The organism is Nocardiopsis dassonvillei, assembly GCF_964273065.1.
Classification (GTDB): Bacteria; Actinomycetota; Actinomycetes; order Streptosporangiales; family Streptosporangiaceae; genus Nocardiopsis; species Nocardiopsis dassonvillei_B.
Genome location: NZ_OZ186815.1, coordinates 1,423,109 through 1,439,825, shown reverse-complemented (window position 1 = coordinate 1,439,825; position 16,717 = coordinate 1,423,109). Strand labels below are relative to the sequence as shown.

Genomic DNA, 16,717 nt, shown 5'->3' with positions numbered 1-16,717 from the left:
CCGGGTCAGCCTGCCGCCGCGGGGGTGCGCAGCCCGGACAGCGCCCGCTCCAGTGCGCCCAGCTCGCCGAGCATGGCGTCGGCCGCGGAGTCCAGGTGCGCGCCGGGGCGGAACACCCCGTGCTCGTCCAGGTCGGCGCGCAGCCCGACCGTGACGACCGGGGCCGCCGGGACCAGGCCCAGGGCCGCCGCCACCGGCTGGAACGCCTCCACCGCGCGCATTCCCCGCGAGGACATCCCGTAGCCCACGAACCCGACGGGCTTGCGCCGCCACTCGTGGAAGAGGAAGTCGACCGCGTTCTTGAGCGGGGCGGTGAACGAGTGGTTGTACTCGGGCATCACGAAGACGAAGGCGTCGGCGGAGTCGACCACCGCGCTCCAGGCCTTGGTGTGCGGGTGCACGGGCCCGTCCTCGGAGGGCGAGCCCGGCTCGTCCAGGAAGGGCAGCGACAGTGCGGCCAGGTCGACGGTGAACGGGGTGAACACGCCCTCCCGCAGCACGCGGTCGGTCACCCAGGAGGCGATGGACGGGCCGGGGCTGGTGGGACGGGTGCTGGCGGAGAGGACCATCAGGCGGGGCATGGGGTACTTCCTCAGTTCTTCGTTTCCGAGTGGGCGGGAGCGGGGGCGGGGAGGGGTTCCCCGGTGCTGAGCACTGACAGGAACGCCTGGGTGAGCGGGCCGATGGCGAGGGCGAAGAGCACGGTGCCGACGCCGACCGAGCCGCCGAGCAGCCAGCCCAGGACGAGGACGGACAGTTCGACCGCGGTGCGCGCCCGGGCGATGCTCGGGCCGTGGGCGGCCAGACCGGTCATCAGCCCGTCCCGGGGGCCCGGGCCCAGCCCCGCGCCGACGTAGAGGGCGGTGGCCGCGGCGGTGAGCACGATGCCCGCCGCGAGCAGGACCCAGCGCCAGACGAGGGTCTGCGGGTCGGGGAGCAGGGCCAGGGAGAGCTCCACGGCCGGGCCGACCAGCAGCACGTTGGCGACCGTGCCGGGGCCCGGCCGCTGCCGCAGGGGGAGCCAGAGCAGCAGCACCAGCACGCCGACCCCGATGACGACCCCGCCCAGCGGCAGTCCGGTGCGGCAGGCCAGGCCCTGGTGGAGCACGTCCCAGGAGGACATCCCCAGGTCCGACCGGACCATCAGGGCGATTCCGAGGCCGAACAGCGCCAGGCCGGCGGTGAGGGCGGTGTACCGGAGGGGGAGGGGGGACATGGCGTTCCTTTGGTGACGTGTCACCAAGAATCCGATGCTCCGGTGACGTGTCACCAATATAGGCGGAGTATTGGTGACGCGTCAACGCTAGGGTCGGGGGCATGGAACCACCACGCTGGCTCACCGCCCCCGAGGCCCGCGCCTGGCGCGGCTACCGGCGCATGCGCGCGCTGCTCGACCTGCGGATCACCCGCGACTTCGCCGAGGACGGCCTGTCGGACGCCGACTACGACGTGCTGTCCAACCTGGGCGAGACCCCCGGGAACCGGCTGCGCACCCGCGAGATGGCCGCGCGCATGCTCTGGTCCACCTCCCGGCTGTCCCACCACGTCTCGCGCATGGAGAAGCGCGGCCTGGTCCGGCGGCTGGAGGCGGAGGAGGACGCCCGGGGCAGCGAGATCGCGCTCACCGACCACGGGCGGGAGGTGCTGGAGGCGGCCGCGCCCGCCCACGTGGCCTCCGTGCGCGAGCACTTCATCGACCTGCTCACGGAGGAGGAGCTCCGGGTGCTCGGCGACATCGCCGAGAAGGTGGTGGAGCGCCTGGCGCGGGACACGCCCACGCGCAGCCCGGAACGCCGGGTGCGCGGGCGGGGCTGATGCCGGGACCGGTGCCGGGCCGGGCGGACCGCGCCGCGGGCCGGTCCGCCCGGGCGCCGGGTCTCAGGGCTCGGGGGAGTGTGTGCTCGGGCCCCGGTAGGTGTACCCGACCCTGCGCACGGTGGCGATGAGGTCCCCCGCCGGACCGAGCTTGCGGCGCAGCCGGTGGATGTGCACGTCGATGGTGCGCGAGTGCATCCCCTCCGCGGCGCCCCACACCCGCTGCATCAGCTCGGTGCGGGTGATCGCACGGCCGGGGGCGCCGGTCAGGCACTCCAGCAGCTCGTACTCCTGGTAGGTCAGCTCCACCTCGCGCCCGTCCGACCACACCCGGCGGGCGTCGCGGTCCAGGAGCAGGCCTCCCGCGGGCGGCAGGGGGCGGCCCCGGGTGTGGGGCTCGTCCACGATGACCCCGTACACCAGCATGTACTTTCCGCCTCCGGGCAGGGGCAGCACGCCCAGGAGGGGGTGCTCGCCCGACCCGGTGGCGGAGGCGATGCCGACGGCGCCGGGGGTTGCCCGGGGGCCGGGCACGGCGGTCGGGGCCGGGCGGGTGGGCCGGGCTTCGGTGGCGGCTGTGGCGGTGTGTGCGGTGGGCATGGCTCCATGATGCGACCTATTTCAGATATTAGCTACCGTATTAGTGGGTAATATGGCCGCATGTGGTGGACGCCACGTCTCCCGGGGTCGGAAAGCGAATTTCCTACCAACAAGGTGGGGTAGTCTTTGGTCAGATCATCGGATGTCCCACACGGCCCTCCGATCCCTTCCGGCCCCCGGTGCCGCACCGGCGCGCCGGAGCCCCCCGCGATCCTCCACCCTCACGATCACGAAGGAGCGCACATGCGCACGACCTCAGCCGTCATCGGTGCCGCCGCCGCTGTCACCCTGGCGCTCACCGCCTGCGGCGCCCCCAGCGAGCAGGCCGCCGAGAGCGGGGGAGAGGGCGCTTCGGAGGTGCTCCGCGTGGGCGTCAGCCCCGTTCCGCACGGCGACATCCTCGCCTTCATCGACGAGAACCTCGCCGAGGAGGCCGGGCTGGACCTGGAGATCGTGGAGATCTCCGACTACAACACCCCCAACACCCTGCTGGTCGAGGGCGAACTGGACGCGAACTACTTCCAGCACCGCACCTACCTCGCCGAGTGGGCGGCCAACGGCCCCGACGCCGACTTCACGTACGTCACCGACGTGCACATCGAGCGGCTCGGCCTGTACTCCGAGAGCGTCGAGAGCGTGGGCGACCTGCCCGAGGGCGCCGAGATCGCCGTGCCCAACGACCCGGCCAACCTCAACCGCGCCCTGGGCATCCTCCAGGAGGAGGGCCTGATCGAGGTCGACCCGGAGGCCGGCGGGCTGGCCACCGAGAAGGACATCACCGAGAACCCCAGGGACATCACCGTCACGCCGCTGGAGGCCGCGCAGCTGCCGCGCGCCATCGCCGACGTGGACGCCGCGGTCGTCAACGGCAACTACGCCATCGAGGCGAACCTGCCCGAGGAGAGCAACGTCCTGGCCTGGGAGCCCGAGGGCGACGACTACGTCGAGGCCTACGCCAACGGCCTGGTGGCCCTGGAGGAGAACGCCGACGACGAGCGCGTGCGGCTCCTCGCCGACCTGCTGCACGACGAGCGCGTCCTGGAGTTCGTGAAGGAGTCCTGGAAGGGCGTCGTCCTGGCCGTGGACGCCGACGGCAACGTCGTCGAGACCGCCGAGTAGGACCCGGGCGGGGCCCGCGGGCCCCGTCGCCGCAGCAGTACCCCGCGCCGCCCCGGCCCCGCCGGCGGTGCGGGACCCAGTGCACCGCGAGGGCGGTGGAGCCGTGCGCTCCACCGCCCTCCGGCGTTCGCGGGGCGGCTCCGCCCCCGCCTCCGATGTGATCCGCATCACTGTGGGCTGACTTCCTATAAATCCTACTGATTAAGTATGGTTTTGGTGGTCGCTCCGACCTCCCCTGCGTCGTGCAAAGGAAACGATGATGAGCAAGCACACCCCCGTGCTCTCCTCCGCCGCGGCCGTCCTGGCTCTCAGCCTGGCCACGGCCGCGTGCGGCGGTCCGGACGGCGACGGCGGATCCGGGGACGCCGGCGCTCTGACCCTCGGCTACTTCCCCAACCTCACCCACGCCCCCGCCCTGGTCGGGGTGGAGAACGGCACCCTGGCCGAGGCGCTGGGCGACGTCGAGCTGCGGACCCAGACCTTCAACGCCGGGCCCGACGCCATCAACGCCCTGTTCGCCGGCGAGGTCGACGCGACCTTCATCGGCCCCAACCCGGCCATCAACGGCTGGTCGCAGTCGGGCGGGACGGCCCTGCGCATCATCGCCGGGTCCACGTCGGGCGGTGCGGGCCTGGTGGTCCGCGAGGGCATCGACAGCGTGGAGGACCTGCCCGGAACCACCCTCTCCACCCCGCAGCTGGGCAACACCCAGGACGTGGCGCTGCGCTGGTTCGCCCGGGAACAGGGCTGGGAGGCCGACACCGAGGGCGGCGGCGACCTGTCGATCCTGCCCCAGGAGAACTCCGAGATCATCGACGCCTTCCTGCTGGGCGAGATCGACGGCGCGTGGGTCCCCGAGCCCCACCTGAGCCGGCTCGTCGAGGAGGGCGGCGGCCGCCTGCTGCTCGACGAGGCCGACCTGTGGCCCGGGACCGGCGGCGAATTCGTCACCACCCACCTCATCGTCAACTCCGATTTCCTCGAGGCGGAGCCCGAGGTCGTCGAGGACCTGCTGCGCGGGCACGTGGAGACGGTCGACTGGATCAACGACAACCCCGAGGACGCCCAGGCGGCGGCCACCGCCCACCTGGAGTCGCTGACCGGCGGCGAGCTCGCCCCCGAGCTGGTGGCCTCGGCCTTCGAGAACACGTCGTTCACCGTCGACCCGGTCTCCGAGTCCCTGCGCGGCGGTGCCGAGCACGCCGAGGCGGTCGGTCTGCTGGAACCGGTCGACCTGGAGGGTATCTACGCGCTCGACCTGCTCAACGGCGTACTGACCGAGCTGGGGCGCGACGAGGTCGCCGGCTTCTGAGCCGGCGGGCGGCGGACTCCCGGGGGCCCGCCGCCCGCCCGTCACGGAAAGTGGTCTGGATCACTCGGGCGCAGCCCCCGGGGCGCGCGGCGCCCCCGACGAGGGAGCTTTCCGGACGGCACCGCTCTGAGCTGCGCTTTTCCCGGGGGCTGTGCACCGGGGGCGGGGGCGGGGCCCCTGGTCCCGCCCCCGCCCGGGATCCGCCTCCGGACCGGGGGGTGCGCGTCGACTTTCACAAATCCTACTTATTAAGTAGAGTTTTCCTCGTTCGCAGACCGCACCGGAAAGGGACCCCTCCCATGCGTGTTCCCGCCCCGCCCCGGCGGATCCCCGCCGTGGCCCTGGCCCTGGGGCTCGCCGTCACCGGGTGCGCCGCCGACGCCGCGGAGGAGGACACGCTGACCCTCGGCTACTTCCCCAACCTCACCCACGCCCCGGCCCTGGTCGGGGTGGAGAACGGGATCTTCGCCGACGCCCTGGGGGACACCGCCTTCGACACCCGCACCTTCAACGGCGGCCCGGACGCGGTCAACGCCCTCTTCTCCGGCGAGGTCGACGCCGCCTACCTGGGCCCCAGCCCGACGGTCAACGGCTGGTACCAGTCCGAGGGGCGGGCCCTGCACATCGTCGCCGGGGCCGCCACCCGCGGCACCGGCCTGGTGGTCCGCGAGGGCATCGACGACGTCGGCGACCTGGCCGGCACCACCCTGGCCACCCCCCAGCTCGGCGGCACCCAGGACGTGGCCCTGCGCTGGTTCGCCCTCGAACGGGGCTGGGAGGTGGACACCGCAGGCGGCGGAGACCTGTCGATCCTGCCCCAGGAGAACCCCGAGGCCGTCGAGGCCTTCGCCCTCGGCGAGATCGACGGGGCATGGGTCCCCGAACCCTTCCTCAGCCGCCTGCTCGCCGAGGACGGGGCGCACCTGCTCGTCGACGAGGCCGACCTGTGGCCCGGCGGCGAGTACGTCACCACCCACCTGGTCGTCTCCGCCGAACTCCTGCGCGAGCACCCCGAACGCGTCGAGGACCTGCTGCGCGGACACCTCGAGGCGGTCGACCTGCTCGACGACGACCCGGACACCGCCCTGCGCGCCGCCTCCGCCCGTCTGGAAGAACTCACCGGGAGCACTCCCGACCCCGACCTCACCGCCGCGGCGCTCGGCAACATCGCCTTCACCGTCGACCCCGCCGCGTCCTCACTGCTCACCGGAGCCGACAGAGCCGAGGCCATCGGCCTGCTCGACCCCGTCGACCTGACCGGAATCTACGCCCTGGACCCGCTCAACGCCCTCCTCGCCGAGGACGGCCGAGAGCCGGTCGCCGGGCTGGAAGGGTAGGCGCCCTGATGACCGCCATCACCGACACGCCCCCGCGGACCGCCGCCGTGGAGATCGACGGCATCTCCAAGGTGTTCGGCCACGGCAAGGGCGCCGTGACCGCCATCGACGGGATGTCCATCACCGTCGGAGCCGGGGAGTTCCTGGCCATCGTGGGGGCCTCCGGCTGCGGCAAGAGCACCCTGCTCTCCCTCGTGGCCGGGCTCGACCGGCCCACCTCCGGCACCGTGGACGTCGGGGGCCACCGGGTCTCCATGATGTTCCAGGAGGCCGCGCTGTTCCCGTGGCTGAGCGTCGGCGCCAACATCGAGGTGCCGATGAAGGTCAACAGGGTGCCCAGGGCCGAGCGCCGGCGGCGGGTCGGCGAACTCCTCGACCTGGTGCGCCTGAGCGGGTTCGAGCGCAAGCAGCCCCACGAGCTGTCCGGCGGTATGCGCCAGCGCGTCGCCCTGGCCAGGGCCCTGGCCCAGGACGCCGACGTGCTGCTCATGGACGAGCCCTTCGGGGCCCTGGACGCCATGACCCGCGACATCCTCCACGACGAACTGGAGCGGATCTGGCAGGAGAAGGGCCTGACCGTCCTCTTCGTCACCCACAACGTGCGCGAGGCCGTGCGCCTGGGCGACCGGGTCGTACTGCTCTCCAGCCGTCCGGGCCGGGTCATCTCCGAGTTCGCGGTGGAGGGCGAGCGGCCCCGCCGCATCGACTCCGCCACCATCGCGGCCCAGGCCGCCGCCATCACCGACCGGCTCCGCCAGGAGGTCTCCCGCCATGCCTGACAGCGACGTGAGGGACCGGGACCGCGAGGTCCACGGGCTCGACGCCCTGGAGCTCCAGCCCGCGCGCGGGGCCGGAGAGACCGGTTTCGGGGCGAGGGCCCGCGTGCTGTGGTCGGCGACCTGGCCCAAGCTGGTCGCGGTCGTGCTGGTGCTGGCCGCCTGGCAGGCCGTGGTGTGGTCGGGGTGGCGCACCGAGTTCGTCTTCCCCGGCCCGGACCGGGTGCTGCCGACCCTGTTCGCCGAGGTCACCACGCCGGAGTTCTGGACGGCGGTCCAGGTGACCATGCGCCGCGCCCTCGCCGGGTTCGCGCTGGCCCTGGCCGTGGGCGTGGTCGTCGGGCTGGCGGTGTCGCAGTTCAAACCGCTGCGGGCGGCCATCGGGTCGCTCATCACCGGCCTGCAGACCATGCCGTCGATCGTGTGGTTCCCGTTCGCGATGCTGCTGTACGGCATCAGCGAGTCGGCGATCATGTTCGTCATCGTGCTGGGCGCCGCCCCGTCCATCGCGGGCGGACTCGTGTCGGGCATCGACTACGTCTCGCCGACGCTGCTGCGCGCGGGACAGGTGATGGGGCTGCGCGGGGTGCAGCGGTACTCGCTGCTGATCATCCCGGCGGCGCTGCCGATGTTCGTCACCGGGCTCAAGCAGGGGTGGGCGTTCGCCTGGCGCTCGCTCATGGCGGGCGAGCTGCTGGTGATCATCAACCAGCAGAACTCCATCGGCTGGGCGCTCAGCCAGGCCCGCCAGCTCAACGACGCCGACCGGCTGCTCGCGTACATCATCATCGTGCTGGTCATCGGCATCATGATCGACGTGTTCTTCAACTGGGCCGACCGCGCCCTGCTCCGCCGCTGGGGCATCACCGCGTGACCGCGCCGCGGGCCGCCCCGGGACCCCCGGGGCGGCCCACGCGTGTTCCGGGGACGCTCAGGAGAGCAGGCCCGCCAGGTGGACCGCACCGGTGAGGCAGACGAGGGCGCCCAGCAGGAGGCGCAGCGGCCGCTCGTCCACCCGGCGGGACAGGGCGATGCCCACCAGGGAGCCGAGCGCCCCGCCCGCGCCCAGGGCCAGGCCGGTCTCCCAGTCCGGGGCGGCCGGGGCGGCGCCGAAGCCGAGACGGTCGAAGGCCGTGTAGGCGGTCAGTCCCACGACCGAGGTGGTGAACGTGGTGGTCAGCGCCACCACCGCGGCCCGTGCGGTGGCCCAGCCCGCCACCCCGATGAGCAGCGGTGACAGCAGGGAGCCGCCGCCGATGCCCACCGCCGCGCCCAGGAGGGACGCGCCGCCGGCCGCGGCCGCGAGCAGACGGCGGCCTCCGCGTTCGGGGCGCGGGGGAGCGGGCCCCCGGCGGGAGGGGGACAGCAGCCGCACCCCCGTACCGAACAGGAGCACGCCGAGCAGGGCGCGGAACAGCAGCGGGTCCGACAGCCAGGTGACCCGCACCGCCGCGCCGGCGACCGCGCAGGGCACGGCGGCCGCCGTCACGGCGAGCACCTCCGCGCCGTTCCCGTGCGCGGACCGGGCGAGCCGGGCGATGCCCGCCGGGGCGGCCACCACGTTGTAGAGCAGGTTGGTGGCGCTCACCTGTGGGCCGTGCATGCCCAGGGCCCCGATCTGCACGGGCAGCAGGAGGACGGCCCCGGAGACGCCGACGGGGGCGGTGCACGCGGCGACGGCGAATCCGGCCAGAGCGGCCACGAGGAGTTCCACCCGGTAAATCCTACCGTTTAAGTCGAAAATAGGGGTCGCGTCCCGGGAGCCACCGGTCCGCCGACCACACCGCCAGTGCGGCCCCGCCGTACGCCGCGCCCAGCACGCTGACGGCGCCCCACCCCGCCTGCGCGTACACCCACGCGGCGGTGACCGCGCCCAGGGCGCTGCCCAGCGAGTAGAACACCATGTACGCCCCGATGATCCGGCCGCTCGACGCCGGGTCGGCCGCGACGATGCGGTGCTGGCCCGTCACGTGCACGGCCTGCACGGCGAAGTCCAGCACCACCACCCCCACCGCGAACCACACGAGCGAGTGCGCGGCCTGCCCGACGAACGCCCACGAGACCACCAACGCCGCCAGCGACCATCCGGTGACGGCCTCGCCCCGCCCCCGGTCGGCCCACCGCCCGGCCCGTGCGGCGCCCAGCGCTCCCGCCAGCCCCGCCAGCCCGAACAGTCCGATCTGCGCCGTCGACAGGTGCCACGGCCCGGCGCCCAGCGGCAGCGCCATCCCGCTCCACAGCACCCCGAACGACGCGAACAGGAACAGGCAGACCAGTGCGCGGACCCGGAACACCCGGTCGGTCGCGGTCAGGGTGAACACCGAGGCCACCGCCCGCCTGTAATCGCCCCCCGACCCGCGTCCGGGGGCCGTCGGCGCGGGCAGCAGGACCGGGACCGCCGCGGCCAGCACCAGCACCAGCGCCGCCGAACCCGCGTACACCCACCGCCAGTCGGCCAGGTCGGCGACCGCCCCGGACACCGTCCGGGCCAGGATGATGCCGACCACCACCCCGCTGGTCACCGCCCCCACGTTGCGGCCGCGCTCGGCCGGTCCGCTCACCGCCGCCACATGCGCCACGGCGACCTGCACCACCGCCGAGAACAGCCCGACCGCGGCCATCCCCGCCAGCAGCACGGCGCCCCCGCCCGCGACGGCCACCGCCGCACACCCGACGGCGGCCGCCGCCGTCTGGGCCGTGATGAGCGTTCTCCGGTCCACCAGGTCCCCCAGGGGTACCAGCACTACCAGCCCGACCAGGTAGCCGGCCTGGGCCGCGGCCACCACCGCCCCCAGTCCGGTGTCGGGGATCCCCAGGTCGGCTCCGATCCGCTCCAGCAGCGGCTGCGCGTAGTAGATGTTCGCCACCGCCACCGCGCACAGGACCGCGAGCAGCCACCGCGCCGCCCCGGTCATCCCGGCCCCGCCCTCCGGCGCCGCGTCCGCCTGCGCGGACCCGGAACCGGCGCACTCCGCCGTACACGCCGCCATACACGCCCACCTTCGATGGTTTTCGGTAGTAGTTTGAAACCAATCAGAGGCTACGGCTTTTCGGTTTCAAAAGGCAACCAAAAGATGGAGGCCCGCATGCCCGACCCGGAGTGGACCGACCCGCACTGCCCGGTCGCCCGGACCGTCGACCTCCTCGGCGACCGCTGGTCGCTGCTGATCGTGCGCGACGCCTTCGACGGGGTCCGCAGGTTCAGCGACTTCCGGCGCGGACTGGGCATCGCCCGGAACATCCTGAGCGACCGCCTGCGCGCGCTCACCGCCGCCGGGATCCTGGAACAGCGGCCCAACGACCGCGGCGCCCGCAGCGAGTACGTCCTCACCGACAGGGGCCGGGACCTGTTCACCGTCGTCGTGGCCCTGCGCCAGTGGGGGGAGCGCCACGCTTTCGCACCGGGGGAGGAGCACTCCGAACTCCTCGACCTCGCCACCGGCGCCCCGGTCCCCCCGCTCGTCCTCGCCGGCGCCGACGGCACACCCCTGGACGACACCGGCACCCGCGTCCGCAGGGTGGCCGACCCCGGCGCCTGAGACCGTGCCGCCCGCGAAGACCCCTTGGGATGCGGGGGGCGTTCGGTGAGAATGGCCGGCGTGGAGGACGTGGAGAAGGTCGAGGTGGTCGTCGCCCACAGCGAGCGGACGACGCTGCGCGTGGGCGACGTGTTCCTGAAGGTCGACGCCGACCGGACGCGCATCGGGGCGGAGGTCGAGGCGATGGCCAGGGCGCCGGTCCCGACCCCGGAGGTCCTGTGGCGGAAGCCGTCCGTGCTCGCGCTCGCCGCCCTCCCCGGGAGGGCTCTGGGCCGCCTGGGCGAGCCGTCGAGCGCGTCGCCCGCGGCGTGGGCCGCGGCCGGTGCCGCCGTGCGGACGCTGCACGAGGCCCCGCTGCCGCCCTGGCCCGGCAGGAGCCCCGACGGGCTCGCTTCGGACCTCGACGCCGAATGCGAGAGGCTCGTCGCCACCGGCCTCCTCCCCGCCGACCTGGTCTCCCGCAACCGCCGGGTCGCCGAGGCCGCGCTGCGGCCGTGGACACCGGTCTTCACCCACGGTGACCTCCAGCCCTCGCACGTGTTCGTCGACGGTGACGAGGTCACCGGCGTGATCGACTGGTCCGAGGCGGGCGGGGGCGACGCCCTGTTCGACCTCGCCATCCTGACCCTCGGGTTCGAGGAGCACCTCGGCGACGTCGTCGCCGGATACGGGGCCGACGTCGACCTCGACGTCATCCGCGCCTGGTGGTCACTGCGCAGCCTGTCGGCGGTCCGCTGGCTGGCCGAGCACGGCTTCGACCCGTGGGCACCGGGCTGCGAGGTCGACGTGCTGAGATCCCGGATGTGAGGCCGCGCCCCTGCCGCCCCGGGAGGCGCGCGCTGCGGGCCGGGCCCGAACGGTCCGTCCACAGGGGGTGTCGACCCTGGTCAAGGCCGGTGTGCCGTGAGAACCTGCGGTCATGGACACCGAAGACAAGGTACTGCTCGAAGGCGGGCCCGAGGAGCTCAACGAGCGGATCGTGCCCGTCGACCGGCCCGGCGACGAGCTCAAGCTGCCGTTCCACAACGGGTACGAGCACTTCGTTCCGACGCCGCGACAGGCCGACACCGCGGAGGGACGGGTCTCCGTCTACGAGTGGGCGTCCCGTACCGAGATGGCGGGGTGAACCGGGACCGGCGGGCTGTGGTCCGATCGCCGGACCACCGGTCCGTCCTGCCCTGACGGGCGATCTCGCCCTCACCGCGCCCGACGGCCCCGGCACAGCGGGCCCGCGCCCGCCCGCCGGGGCTATCCGCGCACGGCGCCCTCGGGCCAGACCACGTGCACCGGGACCCCGTGGCGCCGGGCGGCGGCCACCGCGTCGGCGGTTCCGCCCCTCCCGGTCCCGGGCTCGCCGTCCCAGACCGCGAACAGCCGCTCCACCCGGGCCAGCACCGCGGTGTTGGCCGCCGCGTACGCCTCCTCGTCGGCGGTGCGGAAGGGCATGAAGCGCACCGAGGCGGCGCGCATGAGCAGCCCGTCGAACCGGTGCCGCTCCGCCTCCCCGACCTTCGCCTCCCGGTAGTCCACCGACGGCAGGACCACCTCCAGGGTCCCGCGCGCCTCCCAGACCGCCTCGGCGAACACCTGGTCGGCGCCCCGGGCCAGGCAGGACACCCCGACCAGGCCGGGGCCGCCGCCGAACGCCGCCAGTTCCCGGTCCAGGGCCCGCCGCACCAGGGCGGCCGTCTCCTCACCGAGGTCGCTGTGTCCGGTGATGCCGATGCGGGCCACGTGATCCTCCGGGGTCGCGGTTCGAGGGTCCACCAATGTAGCGCCGCGTCCGTCCCCGGGCGTGACGCAGGGAATGCCGAGAACAGCGAAAGATGTCCGTTATGTGTGCAAAAGTATGTTCTGACGGTCCCCTGTCCCCGCACGCGCAGTCCCACGTCCCGGCCCGCTTCCCGGGGTGCGCACACGGTGCTCCGGACCGGACCCCCCACACCGGAGCGAGAACACCCCTCCGGTCGGCACTCCCCTCAGGAGCACCCCTATGAACGGCCGACGCCGCCGCCTGCTGCTGGAGACCCTCGACCCCGTGCTCGCCCCCGGGGAGCGGGTCGAGGTGACGACCATCGTCAACCTGAGCTCCGTCCCCGTCGCCCGGACGGCCGCGTTCGCCGCCGCCTCCGCGGCCCTGAGCGGCGGGATGGCCGTGATCCCCGTCCCCACGCCGATGTACCTGGCGGTCACCGACCTCAACCTGTACATCTTCCAGGCCGACCCGTTGTTCTCCCGTCCCCGGGCGCACCTGATGACCGTCCCGCGCGCCGGACTGGTCCGCACACCGGTCAGGGACCGCATCCTGAACTCGTCCTTCGTGGTCTCCCACCCCGGCGGCGACCAGGGGCTGCGCCTCGTCTTCGGCGGACTGGGCCGCAGGGAGCGCGACCTCGTCGCGGCCGCCCTGCCCGTCGCGGACTGACACTCCGCCCCGCCGCTCCGACCGGCGCCGGGGCACCCTCGGGCGGCGGCGCGATCGGACGGCGGGCCCGCCGGTCCGGCGCCGCCGTACGGGTGCGGTGACCGCGGGGGCCACCGGCTCCACACGCCGGCGGTGCGCCGGCCTGCGAAGCCGGGCACACCCGTCCCGCGCCGCCGCGGATGCGGGACGGGTCCGGTTCCTGGGCCGGGCGGGCGGCGCGCTCTTCGTACGGACCCCGGCGACCGGCCTACCGGCGTCGCGACGCCGGGGCGGTTCCCGGATCCAGCGGCTCGACCGGGCGGGCGGCGCGCTCGTCGTAGCGGGCGCGGGCCGCCTCCACATCGCCCATGTGCTCCTCCGCCCAGCCGCGGATGGAGCTCATCAGCGTGCCCAGGCTTTCGCCCAGCGGCGTCAGGGAGTACTCCACCTGCGGCGGCGTCGTGGGATAGACGGCGCGGTCCACCAGCCCCGCCCGCTCCAGGTCGCGCAGGGTCCGGGTGAGCATCTTCTGGGTGATCCCGTCCAGCAGGCGGCGCAGCGCGCCGAACCGCATCGGGCTCCGGGCGAGCGCGCCCACCACCAGGCACACCCACTTGTTCGCCAGCAGGTCCAGGGCGCTGCGCGAGGCGCAATCACGCAGGTAGGCGTTGGCCCCACCATGTCCACGCAGGTCGGGAGTGGTATACACGAGGTACCTACAGCTCTCCAAAGTGCCTTCTGTACAGGGGATACCGTAACTGGAAACCTGGCCGCATGACAGAGCGGATGCGCGCCGTACGCCAGTCCTCCCTGGGCGGACCGGAGGTCCTCGACCTCGTCGAGGTGCCCGTCCCCGACCCCGGGCCGATCCGGATCCGGGTCCGGGTGCACGCGGCCGGGGTCAACCCCACCGACTGGAAGATGCGCGAGAGCGGGTACTGGCACACCCCGCCCTTCGGGCAGGGCTGGGACGTCTCCGGTGTGGTCACCGCCGTCGCCCCCGGCGTCACCCGGTTCGCCGTCGGCGACGAGGTGTACGGGATGCCGAACTTCCCCGACACCCCCGGCGCGTACGCCGACGAGGTCGTCGCCCCCGCCCAGCACTTCGCCCGCAAGCCGGCCGGGCTCGACCACGTGGACGCCGCCGCGCTGCCGCTGGCCGCACTCACCGCCTGGCAGGCGCTGGTGGACACCGCCCGCGTCGAAGCCGGGCAGCGGGTCCTGGTCCACGCCGCCGCCGGGGGAGTGGGACACCTGGCAGTGCAGATCGCCAGGGCGCGGGGCGCGCACGTCATCGGCACCGCCCGCGCCGCCAAGCACGAGACCCTGTACGGCCTGGGTGCCGACGAACTCGTCGACCACACCACCGTGGACTTCACCGAGGCGGTGTCCGGGGTGGACGTGGTCCTGGACGGCGTCGGCGACGACTACCTGGAGCGCTCACTGGGCGTCCTGCGCCCCGGCGGCCTCTACATCGGGCTCCAGAACCCCTTCGCCCTGCCGGAGATCGCCGCGGCCGCCGCGGCCCGCGGGGTGCGCGGCACCACCGTCATGGTCGCCCCCGACCACGCCGCCCTGGAGCGGATCACCGACCTCGCCGAGCAGGGCCTGCTGCGTCCGCTGGTCGCCGCCGCCTTCCCGCTGGAGAAGGCCGCCGACGCCCACCGGCTGGGCCAGGAGGGCCGCACCACCGGCAAGATCGTCCTCACCCTGCGCTGACCGGCGGCGGCCCGGCGCCGAGCGAACGCGGGCCCCGCGCCACCCGGCCCCGCACACCGTCCGTTAGGAACGCACCAGCGGCGTGTCCACCAGGTGCTCGGCGACGAACCACGCCTCCAGCTCGTTCTTGCGGATGACGTCCGACACCAGCAGGTCGTTGGTGCCGTCGTCGCCCAGCTCCTGCGTCTTGGCGGCCGCGTCGTGGGCCTCCTCCAGGATGGTCTCGTGCGCCTCCAACAGGCGCGAGAGCATCGCCGGGACCTCCTCGACGCCGTTCGGCGGGCGCGGGATGTTGGTGATCTCGGCGACGTGCCGGGGGTCGCCGGCCGCCACGCCGCCCAGGGTCTGGATGCGCTCGGCGAGGGCGTCGACCAGCTCCAGCTGCTCCTCGGCGTGCTTGTCCATGAGCAGGTGCAGCTGGTAGAAGGTCTGGCCGCGCATCAGCCAGTGGTGCTTCTTGTACAGGTCGTGCAGGATGCGCGTGTCGCACAGCACCTGGTTGAGCCGCTGGCACGAGTACATGCGCGCGTCGTGGGACAGCCCCACCGGGAGCTGGCGGACCGTGCCGAACTCCTGGATCTCCTTGCCCTTCTGGTGCAGCCAGGGCTGGCTGCTCCCGGACTCGGACGCCGTCCCGGACTTGTTGTCTGCGGTCGTCACCTCTGGTCCCCCTCCAGTCGATGTGACGCGTGTTCGCGGCCGGAGCCCTCCCCCACGGTCGGGCTCCGCCTGCCAGTCTCCGCCCCTACCCGCCTGATCAGTCCGCATAACAGGCCGGTCCGGAGTAAGTTTTCCGTGCTTCTCCGCTCCTTCCCGGCCCCGGGCGGGGCCCGGGGCCCGGACCCGCCCGGCCGGTCAGTCGAGGTCGAACCGGACAGGGAGTGCGAACAGCCCGTGCATGATCATGCTCGGCCACCAGCGCAGGCCCTCCCCGCCGGTGGCGGACCGCAGCCCGGGCAGCCGGTCCAGCACGGCGTTCACCGCCACCTTCGCCTCCATCCGGGCCAGCTGTGCCCCGATGCAGAAGTGGGCGCCGTGCCCGAACGACAGGTGGGAGCCGCCCCGCTCGGGGACGAAGGAGTCGGGGTCCTCGTACCGCGCCGGGTCGCGCCCGGCCGCCAGCAGCGACACCAGCACCGGCTCGCCCGCCTCCAGCGCCACCCCGCCCACCGTGGTCGCCCGGCGGGGGAACCGCCAGGTGGCGTTCTGCAGGGGGCTCTCCATCCGCAGCGCCTCCTCGATCGCCGGGCCCACCAGCCCGCGGTCGGCGCGCAGCCGCTCCAGCTGCTCCGGGTGGCCCAGCAGCAGGTGGAACAGGTTGCCGATGAGCGCCACCGTGGTCTCGTGCCCGGCGACCAGCAGCAGGAACGCCGAGGAGGTGACCTCGTCGCGGCTCATCTCCCCGCGCCGGTGCGCCTCCACCAGGTCTCCCAGCAGGTCGTCGGAGGGCTCGGCCAGCCGGGCGTCCACCAGGGAGCCCAGGTAGGAGTCGAACCAGTCGGTGGTGGCGGCGATCGCCTCCATCTCCTCGTAGGACGACGAGTCGATCACCGCCGCCCGTCGGTGGAACTCCGCCCGGTCCGCCTCGGGCACGCCCAGGAGGTCGCAGATGATCGCGATGGGCAGCGGATAGGCCAGGTCCCGCACCAGGTCGGCCTCGCCCGTGCCGTCCGCGGTGATGCGGTCCAGCAGGTCCGCGGTGATGCGCTCGGCCCGCTCCACCAGGGTCCTCACCCGGCGCGGGGTGAACGCGGCGCCCGCCGCCCTGCGCAGCCGGGCGTGGTCGGGGGCGTCCACGTTGACCATGCTGAGCATCAGCGAGGGCCGGTGGTCGTAGGGCAGGCCCAGCCCGGCCCTGCGCCAGACCTCGTTGCCCGCGTGCGGGCTCTTGAGCATGTCCGGGTCGGCGAGCACCGCCCTGGCGTCCTCGTGGCGGGTGACGATCCACGCCCACGCCCCGCCGGGCAGGTCCACGCGGTGCACGGGGGAGTGCTCGCGCAGCCACCGGTAGGCGGGGTGCGGGTCGGCCTCGAACTCGGGGCCGTGCAGTTGCGGAGGGGAGACGGGCATACCGGGGGCCTTTCAGGTGTTCCGGC

The 16,717-nt window shown here is 73.6% G+C and carries 20 protein-coding genes; 11 read left to right on the top strand and 9 right to left on the bottom strand.

Annotated features, from left to right (window positions below; all coding sequences use genetic code 11):
- Positions 1 to 5: 5 nt before the first annotated feature.
- Positions 6 to 581: an NADPH-dependent FMN reductase gene (locus ACSUPR_RS06445; protein ID WP_436890112.1), complete on the bottom strand. Its 576-nt coding sequence runs from the start codon at positions 579 to 581 to the stop codon at positions 6 to 8.
- Between the two features lie 11 nt (positions 582 to 592).
- The gene (locus ACSUPR_RS06440; protein ID WP_436890110.1) at positions 593 to 1,216 is read right to left on the bottom strand and encodes a YczE/YyaS/YitT family protein; all 624 of its coding nucleotides are present in this window, start codon (positions 1,214 to 1,216) and stop codon (positions 593 to 595) included.
- 101 nt (positions 1,217 to 1,317) lie between these two features.
- Between ACSUPR_RS06440 and ACSUPR_RS06435 the strand changes: the two genes are divergently transcribed.
- Entirely contained in the window at positions 1,318 to 1,815 is a 498-nt protein-coding gene (locus ACSUPR_RS06435) for a MarR family winged helix-turn-helix transcriptional regulator (protein ID WP_436890108.1), read from the top strand.
- A 63-nt stretch (positions 1,816 to 1,878) separates the two neighbouring features.
- On the opposite strand, the gene ACSUPR_RS06430 is transcribed toward ACSUPR_RS06435, so the two are convergent.
- The gene (locus ACSUPR_RS06430) at positions 1,879 to 2,415 is read right to left on the bottom strand and encodes a winged helix-turn-helix domain-containing protein (protein ID WP_436890107.1); all 537 of its coding nucleotides are present in this window, start codon (positions 2,413 to 2,415) and stop codon (positions 1,879 to 1,881) included.
- Positions 2,416 to 2,658: 243 nt separating this feature from the next.
- Between ACSUPR_RS06430 and ACSUPR_RS06425 the strand changes: the two genes are divergently transcribed.
- The 5 genes from ACSUPR_RS06425 to ACSUPR_RS06405 all read left to right on the top strand — a co-directional run bounded on the left by ACSUPR_RS06425 (position 2,659) and on the right by ACSUPR_RS06405 (position 7,833).
- Positions 2,659 to 3,534 carry a MetQ/NlpA family ABC transporter substrate-binding protein gene (locus tag ACSUPR_RS06425; protein ID WP_436890105.1) on the top strand — a complete coding sequence of 292 codons (876 nt, stop codon included), beginning with the start codon at positions 2,659 to 2,661 and terminating at the stop codon, positions 3,532 to 3,534.
- A 259-nt stretch (positions 3,535 to 3,793) separates the two neighbouring features.
- The gene (locus tag ACSUPR_RS06420) at positions 3,794 to 4,846 is read left to right on the top strand and encodes an ABC transporter substrate-binding protein (protein WP_436890104.1); all 1,053 of its coding nucleotides are present in this window, start codon (positions 3,794 to 3,796) and stop codon (positions 4,844 to 4,846) included.
- Between the two features lie 299 nt (positions 4,847 to 5,145).
- A complete protein-coding gene (locus ACSUPR_RS06415) occupies positions 5,146 to 6,183 on the top strand; it encodes an ABC transporter substrate-binding protein (protein WP_436890103.1) in 1,038 nt (345 codons plus the stop codon).
- Between the two features lie 8 nt (positions 6,184 to 6,191).
- Entirely contained in the window at positions 6,192 to 6,962 is a 771-nt protein-coding gene (locus ACSUPR_RS06410; protein WP_436890102.1) for an ABC transporter ATP-binding protein, read from the top strand.
- Complete coding sequence (locus ACSUPR_RS06405) at positions 6,955 to 7,833, top strand: ABC transporter permease (RefSeq protein ID WP_436890100.1); 879 nt, start codon at positions 6,955 to 6,957, stop codon at positions 7,831 to 7,833. Before ACSUPR_RS06410 ends, ACSUPR_RS06405 begins: the two co-directional genes overlap by 8 nt.
- A gap of 57 nt (positions 7,834 to 7,890) precedes the next feature.
- On the opposite strand, the gene ACSUPR_RS06400 is transcribed toward ACSUPR_RS06405, so the two are convergent.
- Positions 7,891 to 8,673 carry a sulfite exporter TauE/SafE family protein gene (locus tag ACSUPR_RS06400; RefSeq protein ID WP_436890099.1) on the bottom strand — a complete coding sequence of 261 codons (783 nt, stop codon included), beginning with the start codon at positions 8,671 to 8,673 and terminating at the stop codon, positions 7,891 to 7,893.
- 10 nt (positions 8,674 to 8,683) lie between these two features.
- Positions 8,684 to 9,949, bottom strand: coding sequence for an MFS transporter (locus ACSUPR_RS06395; RefSeq protein WP_436890098.1), 1,266 nt, complete (start codon positions 9,947 to 9,949; stop codon positions 8,684 to 8,686).
- A 96-nt stretch (positions 9,950 to 10,045) separates the two neighbouring features.
- Here ACSUPR_RS06395 and ACSUPR_RS06390 point away from each other — a divergent pair, with 96 nt between their 5' ends.
- The 3 genes from ACSUPR_RS06390 to ACSUPR_RS06380 all read left to right on the top strand — a co-directional run bounded on the left by ACSUPR_RS06390 (position 10,046) and on the right by ACSUPR_RS06380 (position 11,624).
- Positions 10,046 to 10,498 carry a winged helix-turn-helix transcriptional regulator gene (locus ACSUPR_RS06390; protein WP_436890097.1) on the top strand — a complete coding sequence of 151 codons (453 nt, stop codon included), beginning with the start codon at positions 10,046 to 10,048 and terminating at the stop codon, positions 10,496 to 10,498.
- Between the two features lie 60 nt (positions 10,499 to 10,558).
- The gene (locus ACSUPR_RS06385; RefSeq protein WP_436890096.1) at positions 10,559 to 11,305 is read left to right on the top strand and encodes an aminoglycoside phosphotransferase family protein; all 747 of its coding nucleotides are present in this window, start codon (positions 10,559 to 10,561) and stop codon (positions 11,303 to 11,305) included.
- A 112-nt stretch (positions 11,306 to 11,417) separates the two neighbouring features.
- A complete protein-coding gene (locus ACSUPR_RS06380; RefSeq protein ID WP_436890094.1) occupies positions 11,418 to 11,624 on the top strand; it encodes a DUF5988 family protein in 207 nt (68 codons plus the stop codon).
- Positions 11,625 to 11,746: 122 nt separating this feature from the next.
- Here the strand turns inward: ACSUPR_RS06380 and ACSUPR_RS06375 are convergent, their stop codons facing one another.
- Positions 11,747 to 12,232, bottom strand: coding sequence for a hypothetical protein (locus ACSUPR_RS06375; protein WP_436890092.1), 486 nt, complete (start codon positions 12,230 to 12,232; stop codon positions 11,747 to 11,749).
- 259 nt (positions 12,233 to 12,491) lie between these two features.
- Here ACSUPR_RS06375 and ACSUPR_RS06370 point away from each other — a divergent pair, with 259 nt between their 5' ends.
- Complete coding sequence (locus ACSUPR_RS06370) at positions 12,492 to 12,923, top strand: hypothetical protein (RefSeq protein ID WP_436890091.1); 432 nt, start codon at positions 12,492 to 12,494, stop codon at positions 12,921 to 12,923.
- A 247-nt stretch (positions 12,924 to 13,170) separates the two neighbouring features.
- Here ACSUPR_RS06370 and ACSUPR_RS06365 read toward each other — a convergent pair whose 3' ends face one another.
- Positions 13,171 to 13,611 carry a winged helix-turn-helix transcriptional regulator gene (locus ACSUPR_RS06365; protein WP_436890089.1) on the bottom strand — a complete coding sequence of 147 codons (441 nt, stop codon included), beginning with the start codon at positions 13,609 to 13,611 and terminating at the stop codon, positions 13,171 to 13,173.
- 65 nt (positions 13,612 to 13,676) lie between these two features.
- Between ACSUPR_RS06365 and ACSUPR_RS06360 the strand changes: the two genes are divergently transcribed.
- Positions 13,677 to 14,621: an NADP-dependent oxidoreductase gene (locus tag ACSUPR_RS06360; RefSeq protein ID WP_436890088.1), complete on the top strand. Its 945-nt coding sequence runs from the start codon at positions 13,677 to 13,679 to the stop codon at positions 14,619 to 14,621.
- A 63-nt stretch (positions 14,622 to 14,684) separates the two neighbouring features.
- On the opposite strand, the gene ACSUPR_RS06355 is transcribed toward ACSUPR_RS06360, so the two are convergent.
- Together ACSUPR_RS06355 and ACSUPR_RS06350 are read right to left on the bottom strand one after the other, a co-directional pair.
- Entirely contained in the window at positions 14,685 to 15,281 is a 597-nt protein-coding gene (locus tag ACSUPR_RS06355; RefSeq protein WP_436890086.1) for a Dps family protein, read from the bottom strand.
- A 195-nt stretch (positions 15,282 to 15,476) separates the two neighbouring features.
- Positions 15,477 to 16,691, bottom strand: a complete 1,215-nt coding sequence (locus ACSUPR_RS06350) for a cytochrome P450 family protein (protein WP_436890085.1) — start codon at positions 16,689 to 16,691, stop codon at positions 15,477 to 15,479.
- Positions 16,692 to 16,717: the final 26 nt, after the last annotated feature.